Source organism: Kosakonia oryzendophytica (assembly GCF_900094925.1).
In the GTDB taxonomy this organism is placed as follows: Bacteria; Pseudomonadota; Gammaproteobacteria; order Enterobacterales; family Enterobacteriaceae; genus Kosakonia; species Kosakonia oryzendophytica.
Genome location: NZ_FMAY01000013.1, coordinates 75,385 through 90,088, shown reverse-complemented (window position 1 = coordinate 90,088; position 14,704 = coordinate 75,385). Strand labels below are relative to the sequence as shown.

Below are 14,704 nucleotides of genomic sequence, written 5' to 3'. Positions count from 1 at the left end.
CATAAGTTAGTGTTTGTAGGGTTTGCAGGTGACAGTATTCGCCCCGTCTCAGTGAACGGGGCGCGATGTTGTTATTGGTACAAATCAATGGCGGATTGCAGCGGGGTCACGCCAAAGCGTTTCCCCAATGCAATCAGTTCTGCTTGCGAGATGGTCTGTTTCATTCCGCCCATTGAATAGATTTTTACCAGCACTTCCGCAGACTTCTCGGCGGTGTCGATCAGACCAAAGGTTTCATCCAGCGTCGGGCCACTGCCAAAGACGCCGTGGAAGGGCCACAACACCAGCGAATGTTTTTGCATATTGGCGGCGGTGGCCTGGCCGATTTCGTCAGTACCTGGCACCATCCACGGCAGAATGCCTACGCCGTCCGGGAACACCACCAGACACTCGGTACTGCCTTCCCACAATTTGCGGGTGATGAGGTCGGCGTGGTTTTCCAACACGTAGGTCAGGGCAATCAGGTTGGTGGCATGACAGTGCATGATCACGCGATCGTTGCCGCCAGTGGCTTTAATACGTTCACAATGAGACAGAAAGTGTGCCGGCAGCTCGGAGGTCGGCACCGCTTCGTGAGTCAGCCCCCACAGAATGTGATAACCCGCACCGTCACTGTCCACCTTGACCACGCCTAAATTTGCTGCCGGATCGAGCTGTACATTGCGGAAGAATTTGCCGGAACCGGTGACGATAAACGGTGTGTTAGCCAGTAACGGCATCGGCTGGCTCAGTGCGATATAACGTGGCTTTTGATGAAAATCCGCGGCAAACGGGGCAATGTCCGCCTCGTCGAGACGCAACGTCAGGTTGCCGCCGTTGCGCTCATCCCACCCTTTCAGCCAGGCGTCGGAGGTGGCTTTGATCATGCCCTGGACGAACCAGGAATCAATAATGGTCTGCATAGTCTTGTGGTTCCTGTTAATACGGTGCGGGGTTTTCCCCTCACGCTGACAATGGTTTTCTCCCTCTCCCTTGCCGGGAGAGGATTAAAAGGGTTACCCGCGTTTGCGTAATACGTTTTTCTCATATGCCCGCACGCTTTCCAGCCACTGGCTGCCTGCCGGGGTGTCATGACGCTGGCAATACATTTCCCATACCGCCTGCCATGGCAGGGATTTCTGCTCTTCCAGCAACGCCAGACGCGCGGTGTAGTCGCCATCGGCTTCCAGTTGGCGCAGTTGATCAACCGGCTCCAGCAGCGCACGCAGCAGCGCTTTTTTCATATTGCGGGTGCCGATCACCCAGGCGGCGATACGGTTAATGGAGGCGTCGAAGAAGTCGAGGCCGATATGCACGCGGTCAAACAGTTTGTGGCGAATGATTTCACTGGCGATGGCCTGGGTTTCGTCATCCAGCAGGACCACGTGGTCGCTGTCCCAGCGTACCGGGCGGCTGACGTGCAGCAGTAAGCGCGGCACATACAGCATGGCGGCGGAGATTTTGTCGGAGATCACTTCGGTCGGATGGAAGTGGCCGGCATCCAGGCACAGGGCGGTCTGGCGGCTGGTGGCGTAGCCCATATAGAACTCGTTGGAGCCAACGGTATAGCTTTCCGCGCCTATCCCGAACAGTTTGCTCTCCACGGCATCGATATGGTGCGCCGGGTTCAGTTTTTCGCTGATTGCCTCGTCGAGCGCATTCAGCAGACGCTGGCGTGGTGCCAGGCGGTCGACGGTGACATCTTTCATGCCGTCCGGGATCCAGATATTCATCACCGACGGCGTCCCCAGTTGCTCACCGAACCACGCAGAAACACGGCGGCTGGCTTTTACATGGTCAATCCAGAACTGACGGATCTCATCGTTCGCGTGCGAGAGGGTAAAGCCATCGGCGCTCAACGGGTGCGAAAAACAGGACGGGTTGAAATCCAGCCCCAGTTTGTTGGCTTTTGCCCATGCCACCCAGTTTTTAAAATGTTCCGGTTTGATTTCGTTACGCGCGACAGGTGCATCTGCTTCATGATAAATCGCGTGAAGATTAAGGCGTTTTGGACCCGGGATCAGACTCAGCGCCTGCTCCAGATCGGCACGAAGTTCCGTGGCATTGCGCGCTTTACCCGGGTAGTTCCCGGTGGCCTGGATACCACCAGTCAGGCTGCCTTCCGGGTTTTCAAAACCGGCGACGTCATCGCCCTGCCAGCAGTGCATGGATACCGGCAGGCGATCGAGCTGACGCAACGCCTCCTCGACATCAATGCCTACCGCGTCGAAACGCTGTTGAGCAATTTCCCAGGCTTGTTCAAGTTGAGTGGTCATGCGCATAGCTCCTTGGTTTGTCGTTTTTGCTGAAAGCGCGCGACATAGCGGGCGATTTCATTGTCAGGATTCGGGGTAAACGTCATCAGGGAGTGGTTCGCGACCACCACCTGGCGAAAATCATCAACATTGCTGAGTTCATCCAGCGTCATCAGTTGCACGCCGATATTGCCGAGCGTGGAGGCTTCTACCGGGCCAGCGACTACGGGCAAACCACAGGCATCTGCGCAGAGCTGGTTCAGCACCTGGTTCTGGCAACCGCCTCCCACCACATGCAGGCGAGTAAAGGGTTTGCCGCGCAGGCTTGCCAGCTCGCCCAGCACATCGGCATACAGCAGTGCAAGGCTGTCGAAGATACAGCGCGCCAGTTCAGCCGCGTTTTGTGGTATCTGCTGACCCGCTTCCCGGCAAGCAGCCTGGATTTCGGCGCTCATGTTGTCCGGGTTGATAAAGCGATCCTCGTTGGGGTTGATGATGAACTGGCAGGCGGGGAGCCGTTCCGTTTGGGCAATCAGTGCGGGCAGGTCGGCGATTGCCTGTTCTTTCAGCACACGTTGCAGCAGCCACAGCCCCATAATGTTTTTCAGCACACGGTAGCGGCCTTCTGCTCCGCCTTCGTTGGTGATATTGGCTGCCAGTGCGTGATTGCTGGTGTAGGGGGTTTTGCTCTCAAAACCCATCAGCGACCAGGTGCCGGACGACAAATAGGCGGCATCCTTATCCGCCAGCGGTGCGGCAATGACGGCGCTGGCGGTGTCATGGCTGGCGACGGCAACCACCGGGATGGCGTTATTCTGCGGGCAGATCCATTGACCGATCACATTACCCGGATGGGTGGGCGTGCCGAACCAGTGAGCCGGAACGCCAGCCCAGTCCAGTAGCGTACTGTCCCAGTTATCGGTGTTGATATTGACCAGTTGAGTGGTGGTGGCGTTGGTGTATTCCCAGTTCAGATTGCCGGTCAGTCGGTAACTGAAGTAATCGGGGATCAGCAGCGCATGAGTAGCCTGCTCCAGCAGTTCTGGCTGCTGTTCCGCCAGCGCACGCAGTTGATAAAGGGTGTTAAAGGGTAAAAACTGAATGCCGCTGCGCAGATAAATGTCGGTTTTGCCCGGCGATTGCATCGCACGTTGCATCACACCGTCGGTGCGGTCGTCGCGGTAGGCGATGGGCAAACCCACGCGTTCGCCCTGGCTGTTGATCAGCACATAATCCACGCCCCAGGTATCGATGCCGATGCTGTCTGGTTGAATGCCTTCTTCACAGACTTTGTGCAGCCCCAGACGGATCTCCGCTTCCAGGCTGTCGATATCCCAGCAATCGAAACCTTCTGTTTTTTGCAGACAGTTAACAAAACGGTGGATTTCGCGAAGGGTGAGTGTGCGTTGTTGGCGATCGTAACGCGCCAGCATTACACGTCCGCTGGAGGCGCCTAAGTCAACTGCAACACAATGGCGAAAAGTCATGATGGGGTCCTTCTTAGAGTCATTGCAGACAGTCTAAAAAAGGGCGATGTGCCGTACCTTCTTGTTACGGACAGTGGCGATTTCGCGCTGGCAAGAAAGCAAAGGTGAACGTGAGAGAGTTCACAGTTTCCAGTTCTGGTGGGGGTTGGGGCCATTGTGACCCTTGCCACATTTCCCGATCTTTCCGGCCGTTTCTTGAAAAAACGGCAGCCTATGCGCGAAATGCTGTCGAAAATTTAAGGTGAGGTTGCAAACCCTTAATTACTATTTTGAGAACTTTTCTCATTGTTGGGTTGGGGGTGAGTATGACCGTACTTCATAGCGTGGATTTTTTTCCGTCAGGTAAATCGCCTGTCGCCATTGAACCGCGATTACCCCAGGCGGCGTTTCCTGAGCATCACCATGATTTCCATGAAATTGTGATTGTTGAGCATGGCACAGGGATCCACGTTTTTAACGGTCAGCCCTACACCATCAGCGGCGGGACGGTCTGTTTTGTCCGCGACCATGACCGGCACTTGTATGAACATACTGACAACCTTTGTCTGACCAATGTTCTGTACCGTTCGCCGGATGCATTTCAGTTTTTATCCGGACTGAATCTGTTGTTGCCGCAGGAGCAGGACGGGCACTATCCCTCGCACTGGCGGGTGAATCAGCACGCCCTGACTCAGGTGCGCGGTATCATCAGTCAGATGGAAGAGATGGATTTGGAGATGGATACTCACGGTATCGCCAACCGCGAGATCCTGTTTATGCAACTGCTGGTGTTACTGCGTAAAAGCAGCCTGCAAGAGGGCGCAGCGAACAACGACGCCCGGCTCAATCAGTTGATGCTGTGGCTGGAAGATCACTTCGCGGAGGATATTTGCTGGGAGTCGCTGGCAGAGCAATTTACGCTCTCTCTGCGCACGCTGCACCGCCAGCTTAAGCAGTCGACTGGCCTGACTCCGCAGCGTTATCTCAACCGTTTACGGCTTATCAAAGCGCGGCACATGCTGCGTCATAGCGACGAGAGCGTGACGGATATCGCCTTTCGCTGCGGCTTTGGCGACAGCAACCATTTTTCGACACTGTTTCGTCGCGAGTTCGACTGGTCACCGCGAGACATCCGCCAGGGGCGCGACACGCTGCTTCAGTAACGAGAAGGCTATCACCGATTTTTTGCCGTAGTTCCGCTAATAATCACAGGTTGTTCACGGCAGAGGTGACGTTGTGGCAGGCCAGTTAATTCTTCGTAAAGCGGACTTCTTTCCCCGCACCGGACAGGCGGTGGCGGTGGCGGATCGCTATCCGCAAAATGTCTTTGCCGAACATACCCATGAGTTTTATGAACTGGTGCTGGTATGGCGCGGCAACGGCCTGCATGTGCTTAACGATCGCCCGTATCGCATTACCCGTGGCGACCTGTTCTACATCCGCGCGGAAGATTGTCACTCTTACGCGTCGGTCAACGACCTGGTGCTGCAAAACATCATTTACTGCCCGGACCGGTTGACCTTGAACCTCGACTGGGCAGCGCATATTCCCGGGCTTAATGGCTCGCCATGGACGCCACACTGGCGCATCGGCAGCACCGGTATGGCGCAGGCGCGACAGGTCATTACGCAACTTGAGCACGAGAGCGGCAGACCCGATCCCCTCGACAATCTCATGGCGGAAACGCTGTTTGCGCAGTTGGTGTTGACGCTAAAACGCCACCGTTTTGCCACCGATAATCTTGCCGCTACCCACAGCGAAGCGCTGCTGGATAAGCTGATTACTGCGCTGTCCGGCAGCCTGAATCGCAGCTTTGTGTTGGAGCAGTTCTGTGAGCAGGAGCAGTGCAGCGAGCGGGCGCTGCGCCAGCAATTCCGCAGTCAGACCGGGATGACCATCAATCACTATTTGCGCCAGTTACGCATTTGTCATGCACAGTATCTGTTGCAGCATTCCGAGCAGATGATCAGCGAAATCGCCATGCAGTGCGGGTTTGAAGACAGTAACTACTTTTCGGTGGTGTTTAGCCGGGAAGTGGGGATGACGCCAGGTCAGTGGCGTCATCGTAGTCGTGTTGCCGCCTGATCAGTTGGCCATGCCGAGGCCAACGATATTGGCGGCGACGATGATCACCACGCAGCCCAGACTCAGTACGCTCACGGGGCGTCTGCCCGCATTGTTCCACTCTTTCAGCACCAGCCCGACGATACCGCCGCACAACACGTAGAAGCTCATGTGCAGCATCCAACTGATGTAATCATACTGCGCCGGAATACGCGCGTGACCCCAGGCGTAGAAGAAGAACTGCAAATACCACATCAGACCGCCCAACGCAGAGAGCAGGAGATTGCTGATAAGCAGGGGCTTCGCCAGCGAGAAGTCGGCTTTTACCGACAAGTTCTTCACTTTTGCCAGACGAATAAAGCAGAAACCGAGATTGACCAGCGCGCCGCCACCCATGATCACCACATAGCTTGGCAACGCCGTGTAGAGCGGATCGATACCGAGCGCCGCGGCGGCCTCGTGCATCGGTTTGGCGGCGTTCATGGCAAAGGACATCCCGGCGGAGAAAACGCCACACATGATGGCCAGCGCCAGCCCTTTTTTCAGGCTGAACTCTTCGGCTTTGATACCCATTTTGCGCTCTTTCAACTGGCCCGCACGGGTGACGATAGCCACGCCGATAAGGGCAACCAGCACGCCCAGCAGCGTCATACGACCGCCTTCGGTGCCAATCAGCACCGAGAAGTTACCGTTGATGATCGGTGTCATTAATGTACCGACAATCAGCGTAATGCCGATGGCGATACCAATGCCCATCGACATGCCCAGGTAGCGCATGGTCAGGCCATAGTTGATGTTACCGATCCCCCACATTGCGCCGAACAGGAACACCGGCAGCAGCGTGGAGGCACTGAACGAGCTGAAATAGGCCCAAAAATCAGGCAATAACAGCGCGCTGATTGTCCAGGGAAGGATCAACCAAGAGACGATGCCGCCGACTGACCACATGGTTTCCCAGGACCAATGTTTCACCTTTTTAAACGGGGCATAGAAACAGGCTGCACTGGCTGCACCTATCAAATGCCAGAAAATACCCATCGTAATCGCGTTACTCATTTTCAATCCTCTTTGTTTTTATCGCCGGGATACGAGCAGCCGACCCGATGAGTGTAAAAATCGGTCAGAGGATTAACCTTGAGGCGTTTGCCGCGTAACGGCGAGAGCTGGCAATCAGCGCGTTATAGAGGTGAGCAGCTTCACAATTTCAATAACATAACCAAAAGTTATAACCTTATAAAAACTACGGCATTGATAAACATTTTCAATATCATTTAATTAACTATAATGAACCAACTGCTTACGCGGCGTTAACATAGTAGCCGCTTACACCCTTAATGGAGATGATTATGAGCTATACATTGCCTGCTCTGCCGTACGCGTATGATGCCCTTGAGCCGCACTTTGACAAACAAACGATGGAAATCCATCACACCAAACATCATCAGACTTATGTGAACAATGCAAACGCAGCGCTGGAAAGCCTGCCGGAGTTCGCAAATCTGTCTGCTGAAGAGCTGATCACCAAACTGGACCAGCTGCCAGCGGACAAAAAAACCGTTCTGCGTAATAACGCCGGTGGCCACGCGAACCACAGCCTGTTCTGGAAAGGTCTGAAAAAAGGCACCACCCTGCAGGGTGACCTGAAAGCGGCAATCGAGCGTGATTTCGGTTCCGTTGATAACTTCAAAGCAGAATTTGAAAAAGCAGCAGCGACCCGCTTCGGCTCCGGCTGGGCATGGCTGGTGTTGAAAGGCGACAAACTGGCAGTGGTTTCTACTGCAAACCAGGATTCCCCGCTGATGGGTGAAGCGATTTCCGGCGCCTCTGGCTTCCCGATCCTGGGGCTGGATGTCTGGGAACACGCCTACTACCTGAAATTCCAGAACCGCCGCCCGGACTACATCAAAGAGTTCTGGAATGTGGTGAACTGGGACGAAGCTGCTGCGCGTTTCGCGGCGAAAAAATAAGGCTGTTTCGTCACTCACCGTAAGGTGAGGCAAAACCCCCGCCAGGCGCTGCCTACGGGGGTTTTTTTATGTCGTTAAACATTAGAACAGACAATAAAAACAATGATCCTAAAATAATGAAATATTGTTTCGTTATGCATGATTGATCACTTTTCTCTCCGGAAACGGGTTCTAACATCACCTCATCGGCGCTGAGCGTTTTCTGGTCGGCGCAGCAAAATCAGACGGTTTTGACGACAGGTGAAAATATGCAAATCAAACGTGCAATAGAGCGAATTCCGGGCGGTATGATGCTGGTTCCTTTGTTCATCGGTGCGTTGTGCCACACCTTTGCGCCGGGAGCGGGTAAATATTTTGGCTCTTTTACCAACGGCATGATCACCGGTACGGTGCCAATCCTGGCAGTGTGGTTTTTCTGCATGGGAGCGTCGATCAAGCTGAGCGCGACCGGTACGGTACTGCGGAAATCCGGTACGCTGGTGGTCACCAAAATTGCCGTGGCATGGGTGGTTGCGGCGGTGGCATCGCGCGTGATCCCGGCGCACGGCGTTGAAGTCGGATTTTTTGCCGGGCTGTCGACGCTGGCGTTGGTGGCCTCAATGGATATGACCAACGGCGGGCTTTATGCGTCGATCATGCAGCAATACGGCACGAAAGAGGAAGCCGGAGCGTTTGTGTTGATGTCGCTGGAGTCCGGCCCGTTGATGACGATGATTATTCTCGGTACTGCGGGTATCGCCTCGTTTGAGCCGCATGTGTTTGTGGGTGCGGTGTTGCCCTTCCTGGTGGGGTTCGCACTGGGTAACCTTGATCCGGAACTGAGGGAATTCTTTAGCAAGGCGGTGCAGACGCTGATCCCATTCTTTGCGTTCGCATTGGGTAATACCATCGATTTAAGTGTGATTGCACAAACCGGGCTATTGGGCATTTTGTTAGGTCTGGCAGTGATTGTGATCACCGGCATTCCGCTGATTCTCGCCGATAAACTGCTTGGTGGTGGGGATGGAACTGCCGGTCTGGCTGCCTCCAGCTCTGCGGGCGCGGCGGTCGCCACGCCGGTGCTGATTGCCGAAATGGTGCCGGATTTTAAAGCGATGGCGCCAGCGGCTACCGCGTTAGTGGCAACCTCGGTGATCGTCACCTCGATTCTGGTACCGATTTTCACCTCACTTTGGTCACGCAAAGTGAAAGGGGCAACCGCGGAAATCGCGATACGCAATACAGTGAAATAACGGCAGGCTGGATAGCGTTACGCATATCCGGCCGGTGTAGTTATTGAATCCCGAAGAGGCAATCAACCTGGCGGCACTGCTCCTCATTCAGCGCGCCGCCAGGGTTGCGCGCAATCGGCGTGCAGTAGCCAAACTTGCGTGACACCACGGTTTTAATGGTGGTAACAAAATCATCACCGATGGTGTAAATCGCCATAAATCTGCCTATCTCACGCTGTGCATCCTGTAGCGTCGGTAAATCGCCTTGTCGCCAGGCTTCGCGGGCTTTTACAAACAGCTCCGGCATGACGTTGTTCAGCCCGGAAATCACCCCGGCGCCGCCCGCCAGCAGGTTAGGAATATAATATTCGTCATACCCGGACAGTACGGCGAAGTCGTCACGTACTTTCTGCGTCGCGAGAATGAGATTACGTGTATGCGACTGGCAATCCACCGTGTCTTTAATACCGGCAAAATCCGGGAATTCCGCCGCCAGGGTTGCCACCAGGTCGGCGGTCAGATCGCAGCCGGTGCGTGCCGGAAAGTTATAGGCAAACCACTTACCACTGATCGCCTTACCCAGCGCGCGGAAGTAACTTAACAATTGCGCGGGCGTTTGCCCGTAATAATAAGGTGGCAGCACCATAACGGCTTCGTAGCCGGTGCGCCAGGCTTCATCGGCCATACTCAGAATATCGTTGAAGCAGGTCGACGAGACGTTGGCGACCATCGTACCGGGAGACATCGCCCGCGCTTTGCGGATCACTAATAGCCGCTCATCCATCGAGAGAGAGGCGAATTCACCGATGCTGCCCATCAGCAAAATGACATCAATTTTCGCCGCGTTAAGACGGGCAATATGTTTGCTCAGTCCGTTCAGATCGACTCGTCCTTCGCTGTCCATGGGTGTGATGGAAGGGCACCAGACGCCAGAGAATGGGGTTTCGTGGGTCACAGCACGGTCTCCTTAATGAATGAAATAGCGTTTCAAATATCAGGTTAAGTGATAGCACGTCTGTGGAGGCGGCATGGCAACCGGGGTCGCATTTCTGCACGTTTACTGCACAAAAAATGTGGTCTAATAGTGGCGTAAATCAACACTATCCAGGGAGAGAATATGCGCCATCCGGTTGACGTGTTTATTGGCAAAGTCAGGGATTATGCAGGGAGTCGGCCCAGCGCCATCGGCAAATTGCAGGTTGAGGGTGAACTGATGCTTACCGATACCGGGCTTGCAGGCGATGAGCAAGCTGAAAAGAGTTACCACGGCGGTGCGGATCGCGCGCTGTGCCACTATCCGCGGGAACATTATGCGTGGTGGGCTGCTCGTTTCCCTGAGCAGGCATCGCTGTTTTGCGCCCCGGCGTTTGGCGAGAACCTTTCCACCACGGGGCTGACGGAGCAAACGGTATTTATTGGCGATATTTTCCGTTGGGGTGATGCGCTTATCCAGGTGACGCAGCCGCGTTCCCCCTGTTTTAAACTCAATTTCCATTTCGCGATTAGCGATATGGGCGCACAGATGCAGGCAAGTGGCAAGGTTGGCTGGCTCTATCGGGTGATTGTTGCGGGGAGGGTATCCACAGATGCGCCGCTGGAACTGGCGTCCCGGTTGAGCGACGTCAGCGTATATGATGCTGCGGCCATTGCCTGGTATCAGCCGTTTGATGATGCGCAATATCACCGTTTGCTGTCGGCAGCGGGGCTATCAGCAAGCTGGACGCGTACGATGCAGAACCGGCGTATTCACGGCAAAATTGAAGATAATTCCCGGCGACTGTGGGGGAAGTAGCAAGATAGCGCCCCCTCCGTGAAGGAGAGGGCGGAGGGTTATGAGCGTTTGTATAACGGTAGCCAAAGCGTTAAGCGTAAACCGCCCAGCGGGCTATCGTCGGCTTTTACCCAGCCGCGATGCTGCTGGATAGCCGTTTCAACGATCGCCAGCCCCAGACCGGTTCCACCGGATTCCCGGTCCCGGGCTTCGTCAGTACGGTAGAACGGGCGGAAAATTTGCTCCCGATCTTCCGGGCTGACACCAGGGCCGTCGTCATCAACGTTTATGGTGATGCCGTCTTTATCGACGGCAAAACTCACTTCAATTTTGCTGTGCGAGTAGCGCAGCGCATTACGCACGATATTTTCCAGCGCACTTTCCAGCGCGTTCGGGTTGCCATACAGCGGCCAGGGACCCGGCGGGAAGCTGACCGTCAGGGATTTACCCATCTGTTCTGCTTCGAAAGCGGCGTTATCCAGCACCTCTTTCCACATCTGGTTGGCTTTGACCGTTTCACTCACCAGCGCGTTTTTTTGCTGATTCCGCGACATCACCAGCAGGTCGTTGATCATGCCGTCCAGCCGTTGTGCTTCGGTTTCGATCCGCTCCAGTTCTTTGCTTTCACCACTGCGACGGCGCAAAAGCGCGGTCCCCAACTGTAAGCGCGTGAGGGGGGTGCGCAACTCATGCGAAATATCAGACAACAGACGCTGTTGCGCTGTCATCATCCGTTCCAGCGCTGTCACCATCTGGTTAAAACTGGCCCCGGCGGCAAGAAATTCCTGCGGCCCGGCTTCCAGTTCAGGGTGCTGCCGCAAGTTGCCCTGTGCGACTTCATCCGCCGCGTTTTTTAGCTTACGCGCGGGTTTCGCCAGGCTCCACGCCAGCCATAGCAGCAGCGGCGAACTGATCAGCATCGTGACAATCAGCAATAACAACGGACGGTCAAACAGCAGGTTAATAAAGTCAGACTGTGAACTGCCGGCGGGGCGTATCAGGTAGAGCTGGTAGTTGTCTTCCCCGTCACGCACGGAGAAGGGCCCGACCATTTCGACCCGGCCATACTTTTTCTTCTGCGGATGGTCAGAGTTGTCCGCCTGGCCGATAAAGTTACGGATTATCTGCATTTCGTTGCGTTCGGCGCCGATAACGCGCCCTTCGCTGGTGACCAGCAACAGGCGTTGACCCGGTGGCGCCCATTTGTCGATAGCGCGGAAAAGCCTACGCCACCACATCAGGTCGTTCGGCGGGTCATTAGCCAGTTCCGCTTCGACATGCTGTTCAATCATCACGCCCTGACGTTGTTCGCTGTCCAGCAGTTCCGTCATTTGACGGGAGTCCAGCTTTGGCACCATCAAAACCAGCATCAACACCAGCGCCAGCGTTAGCCAGAAAATGGCGAAGATGCGGGCGGTCAGGCTACCTATCATGAAGCGGAAACCATCAGATAACCGCGCCCGCGCAGGGTTTTAAACCACGGATGCCCATCTTTGCGATCCGGCAATTTACGGCGCAGATTGGAAATGTGCATGTCGATGGCACGATCAAATGGCGTTAAGCGTTTGCCGAGCACTTCCTGACTAAGATGTTCACGGGAAACCACCTGACCAAGATGCTGCGCCAGCAGGTAGAGCAACGTGAATTCCGTTCCTGTTAGCTCCAGCGCTTGACCGTCAAAGCTGGCTTCCTGGCGACCAGGGTTCAGGCTCAGTGCATCCACTTCAAGCGTAGGCGAACCGTTGTCGCTGTTTTGTTGCTGCTCACTCCAGTGGGAGCGGCGCAAAATCGCCCGGATACGCGCGACCAATTCGCGATCGTTAAACGGTTTGGGCAGATAGTCATCCGCGCCCAGCTCAAGGCCGAGAACGCGATCAAGCTCACTGCCGCGTGCAGTCAACATAATAACCGGCGTCTGGTGTGTCTGACGTAGCTCTTTAAGGGTATCGATACCGTTTTTCTTCGGCATCATTACGTCGAGCAAAAGCAAATCAATACTGTCATCGAGGAGGTCAAGCGCCTGTTCCCCATCGTGAGCAACGAGCACATTAAAACCTTCCATGTCGAGTAGCTCTTTTAACAGGGATGTAAGCTCTCGGTCATCATCTACTAAAAGAATTTTATTCATTGTTTAAATACCTCCGAGGCAGAAATTACGTCATCAAGAGTCGCTAATCCATGACTTTACGTTGTTTTACACCCCCTGACGCATGTTTGCAGCCTGAATCGTAGACTGATTCTCGTTGATACGCGATACGGAAATATTACTGGAGCAGATGATGCGCAAAGTTACCGCTGCCGTCATGGCCTCAACGCTGGCGTTAAGTGCAGTTAGCCACGCCGCTGAAGTCGTAACAGGCGATAACTGGCATCCCATTGAGGGGCTTGCGCAGCGCAGTGTTCAGAGCCACATGTTTGACGGTATTAATTTGACCGAACATCAGCGCCAACAGATGCGGGATCTGATGAGACAGGCGCGGCACGATCAACCTCCAGTTAATGTTAGCGAAATGGAGACAATGCACCGCCTTGTCACCGCAGAAAATTTTGATGAAAACGCTGTGCGCGCTCAGGCGGAAAAAATGGCGCAGGAGCAGGTCGCCCGTCAGGTTGAAATGGCAAAGGTCCGCAACCAGATGTACCACCTGCTCACGCCGGAGCAGCAAGCGGTTTTAAACCAGAAGCATCAGCAACGGATGGAACAACTGCGTGATGTCGCGCAGTTGCAGCAAAGTTCCCCGTCGACAGTATTGAGTAGTAGCAGTACCCGGCATTACCAGTAACAAACCCTGTTTTCCTTGCCATAGACACCATCCCTGTCTTCCCCCTCATGATGAGGGGGTTTTTTTTATCAATCACTTACACCTGAATCTAAGAATAACAGCCACTTAGAAAAAGCTGTAACGGTCTGGAAGGGTTTTAAAATTCCCTGAGTGTGGACACTTTGTGGACACTCAGAGAAGCCTTTTACAGCGTCACCCCGCCATTCAGAGGATTTAACGCAACAGCATTTTGCAGGTAGTCAGGTGCAAGGTGCGCATATGCCATCGTCTGCTGAATGCTTGCATGCCCGAGAATCTGTTGCAGCGCAATTATGTTGCCCCCGTTCATCATGAAATGGCTTGCGAAAGTGTGGCGCAGAATATGTGTTGCCTGATTGGGTGGAATGTCAGGTTTCACGTTGCGTAAGACCCCGCAAAATTTTTCATAATCAACTTTGAACAGCTTCCCGCTGGATTCCTCTTTCACTTTCTTTTCAAGCTGCGCTGAGATAGGCACGGTTCGCTTTTTGCCGTTTTTCGTTTTCAAAAAAGTAACCCTGCAACTGGCTATTTGCGCCGGTTTTAGTGTGGCTACCTCTGTCCATCTTCCGCCAGTGCTAAGGCAGACGAGGGCAACGAGCAAAGCATCTCCGCTCAATACTCCTAACAGCTTTTCAATTTCTGACTTATCCAGAAACGTCATTTCCGGGTTGGCTTCTGCCAGTGGAGGCAAACCATGCACGGGATGTTGCCCGGCAAATTCCTCTAACTGGATCAGCTTCGTAAACATGCCCGATAGACGGTACATATCACGATTTATTGTTGCTGCGCTGATACCTTCCCGTAAACGCATTGAGCGGTAATCCATCAGGCATTTCTTGCTTAATCTGCTGACTGGCAGATCTCCCAGCCCATTGATGGTTTTGAGCAAATGCCCTCGCTCTTTTTTTCCGTGTTCGTGGTTCTGCCCGTGGTATTGCCACCATGCATCTAACAACTCGGTTAGAGTGCGTCGGTCAGTCCGTCGGCCAGCCCATTCCTTTTGGGGTGCGTTCGCCAGCGTGTAACGCTCAAATGCGATAGCTTCGGCCTTTCTTTCAAACTTCCGGCGAATGCGACGTCCTTCGCGCCCGCGCGGTCTAATGTCCACTTCATAGCGACCATCATCGAGCTTCTTAATTGCCATAAGAAAGCCCTCCGGCGCAGGATTCACCATCTTGGTAACAAAT

14 protein-coding genes are annotated in these 14,704 nt (G+C 54.3%); 6 read left to right on the top strand and 8 right to left on the bottom strand.

What is annotated here, in order from left to right; genetic code table 11:
- Positions 1–71: 71 nt before the first annotated feature.
- The 3 genes from rhaD to rhaB form a co-directional block, all read right to left on the bottom strand.
- Positions 72–902: a rhamnulose-1-phosphate aldolase gene (gene rhaD, locus GA0061071_RS19315; RefSeq protein ID WP_088236998.1), complete on the bottom strand. Its 831-nt coding sequence runs from the start codon at positions 900–902 to the stop codon at positions 72–74.
- Positions 903–995: 93 nt separating this feature from the next.
- Complete coding sequence (locus tag GA0061071_RS19310; RefSeq protein ID WP_061499415.1) at positions 996–2,255, bottom strand: L-rhamnose isomerase; 1,260 nt, start codon at positions 2,253–2,255, stop codon at positions 996–998.
- Positions 2,252–3,721, bottom strand: coding sequence for a rhamnulokinase (gene rhaB, locus GA0061071_RS19305; protein WP_061499412.1), 1,470 nt, complete (start codon positions 3,719–3,721; stop codon positions 2,252–2,254). Before rhaB ends, GA0061071_RS19310 begins: the two co-directional genes overlap by 4 nt.
- 305 nt (positions 3,722–4,026) lie before the next feature.
- Between rhaB and rhaS the strand changes: the two genes are divergently transcribed.
- Positions 4,027–4,863 carry an HTH-type transcriptional activator RhaS gene (gene rhaS, locus GA0061071_RS19300; RefSeq protein WP_088236999.1) on the top strand — a complete coding sequence of 279 codons (837 nt, stop codon included), beginning with the start codon at positions 4,027–4,029 and terminating at the stop codon, positions 4,861–4,863.
- A 73-nt stretch (positions 4,864–4,936) separates the two neighbouring features.
- Complete coding sequence (gene rhaR, locus GA0061071_RS19295; protein WP_061499404.1) at positions 4,937–5,785, top strand: HTH-type transcriptional activator RhaR; 849 nt, start codon at positions 4,937–4,939, stop codon at positions 5,783–5,785.
- On the opposite strand, the gene rhaT is transcribed toward rhaR, so the two are convergent.
- Positions 5,786–6,820, bottom strand: a complete 1,035-nt coding sequence (gene rhaT / locus GA0061071_RS19290; RefSeq protein ID WP_061499402.1) for an L-rhamnose/proton symporter RhaT — start codon at positions 6,818–6,820, stop codon at positions 5,786–5,788.
- 290 nt (positions 6,821–7,110) lie between these two features.
- Here rhaT and sodA point away from each other — a divergent pair, with 290 nt between their 5' ends.
- The gene (gene sodA / locus GA0061071_RS19285) at positions 7,111–7,731 is read left to right on the top strand and encodes a superoxide dismutase [Mn] (RefSeq protein WP_061499400.1); all 621 of its coding nucleotides are present in this window, start codon (positions 7,111–7,113) and stop codon (positions 7,729–7,731) included.
- Positions 7,732–7,979: 248 nt separating this feature from the next.
- Positions 7,980–8,963, top strand: coding sequence for a 2-keto-3-deoxygluconate transporter (gene kdgT / locus GA0061071_RS19280; RefSeq protein ID WP_088237000.1), 984 nt, complete (start codon positions 7,980–7,982; stop codon positions 8,961–8,963).
- Between the two features lie 40 nt (positions 8,964–9,003).
- Here the strand turns inward: kdgT and GA0061071_RS19275 are convergent, their stop codons facing one another.
- Entirely contained in the window at positions 9,004–9,897 is an 894-nt protein-coding gene (locus GA0061071_RS19275; RefSeq protein WP_061499394.1) for a dihydrodipicolinate synthase family protein, read from the bottom strand.
- 162 nt (positions 9,898–10,059) lie between these two features.
- On the opposite strand from GA0061071_RS19275, the gene yiiM reads away from it, so the two are divergent.
- On the top strand, positions 10,060–10,734 hold the full coding sequence (gene yiiM, locus GA0061071_RS19270) for a 6-hydroxyaminopurine reductase (RefSeq protein WP_061499391.1): 675 nt from the start codon (positions 10,060–10,062) through the stop codon (positions 10,732–10,734).
- Between the two features lie 38 nt (positions 10,735–10,772).
- Here yiiM and cpxA read toward each other — a convergent pair whose 3' ends face one another.
- Both cpxA and cpxR read right to left on the bottom strand, forming a co-directional pair.
- Positions 10,773–12,146: an envelope stress sensor histidine kinase CpxA gene (cpxA, locus tag GA0061071_RS19265; protein WP_061499388.1), complete on the bottom strand. Its 1,374-nt coding sequence runs from the start codon at positions 12,144–12,146 to the stop codon at positions 10,773–10,775.
- On the bottom strand, positions 12,143–12,841 hold the full coding sequence (gene cpxR, locus GA0061071_RS19260; protein WP_061499386.1) for an envelope stress response regulator transcription factor CpxR: 699 nt from the start codon (positions 12,839–12,841) through the stop codon (positions 12,143–12,145). The genes cpxA and cpxR overlap by 4 nt, the downstream gene beginning before the upstream one ends.
- A gap of 151 nt (positions 12,842–12,992) precedes the next feature.
- On the opposite strand from cpxR, the gene cpxP reads away from it, so the two are divergent.
- Positions 12,993–13,496 carry a cell-envelope stress modulator CpxP gene (gene cpxP, locus GA0061071_RS19255; protein WP_061499382.1) on the top strand — a complete coding sequence of 168 codons (504 nt, stop codon included), beginning with the start codon at positions 12,993–12,995 and terminating at the stop codon, positions 13,494–13,496.
- Positions 13,497–13,680: 184 nt separating this feature from the next.
- Here the strand turns inward: cpxP and GA0061071_RS19250 are convergent, their stop codons facing one another.
- Positions 13,681–14,661 (bottom strand): phage integrase, encoded by a 981-nt coding sequence (locus tag GA0061071_RS19250; RefSeq protein WP_088237001.1) that lies wholly within the window; start codon positions 14,659–14,661, stop codon positions 13,681–13,683.
- Positions 14,662–14,704: the final 43 nt, after the last annotated feature.

Excerpts from the sequence above, each read along its gene's own strand:
- rhaD (WP_088236998.1), bottom strand. The coding sequence starts at position 902 with ATGCAGACCATTATTGATTCCTGGTTCGTCCAGGGCATGATCAAAGCC.
- GA0061071_RS19310 (WP_061499415.1), bottom strand. The coding sequence starts at position 2,255 with ATGACCACTCAACTTGAACAAGCCTGGGAAATTGCTCAACAGCGTTTC.
- rhaB (WP_061499412.1), bottom strand. The coding sequence starts at position 3,721 with ATGACTTTTCGCCATTGTGTTGCAGTTGACTTAGGCGCCTCCAGCGGA.
- rhaS (WP_088236999.1), top strand. The coding sequence starts at position 4,027 with ATGACCGTACTTCATAGCGTGGATTTTTTTCCGTCAGGTAAATCGCCT.
- rhaT (WP_061499402.1), bottom strand. The coding sequence starts at position 6,820 with ATGAGTAACGCGATTACGATGGGTATTTTCTGGCATTTGATAGGTGCA.
- sodA (WP_061499400.1), top strand. The coding sequence starts at position 7,111 with ATGAGCTATACATTGCCTGCTCTGCCGTACGCGTATGATGCCCTTGAG.
- kdgT (WP_088237000.1), top strand. The coding sequence starts at position 7,980 with ATGCAAATCAAACGTGCAATAGAGCGAATTCCGGGCGGTATGATGCTG.
- yiiM (WP_061499391.1), top strand. The coding sequence starts at position 10,060 with ATGCGCCATCCGGTTGACGTGTTTATTGGCAAAGTCAGGGATTATGCA.
- cpxA (WP_061499388.1), bottom strand. The coding sequence starts at position 12,146 with ATGATAGGTAGCCTGACCGCCCGCATCTTCGCCATTTTCTGGCTAACG.
- cpxR (WP_061499386.1), bottom strand. The coding sequence starts at position 12,841 with ATGAATAAAATTCTTTTAGTAGATGATGACCGAGAGCTTACATCCCTG.
- cpxP (WP_061499382.1), top strand. The coding sequence starts at position 12,993 with ATGCGCAAAGTTACCGCTGCCGTCATGGCCTCAACGCTGGCGTTAAGT.
- GA0061071_RS19250 (WP_088237001.1), bottom strand. The coding sequence starts at position 14,661 with ATGGCAATTAAGAAGCTCGATGATGGTCGCTATGAAGTGGACATTAGA.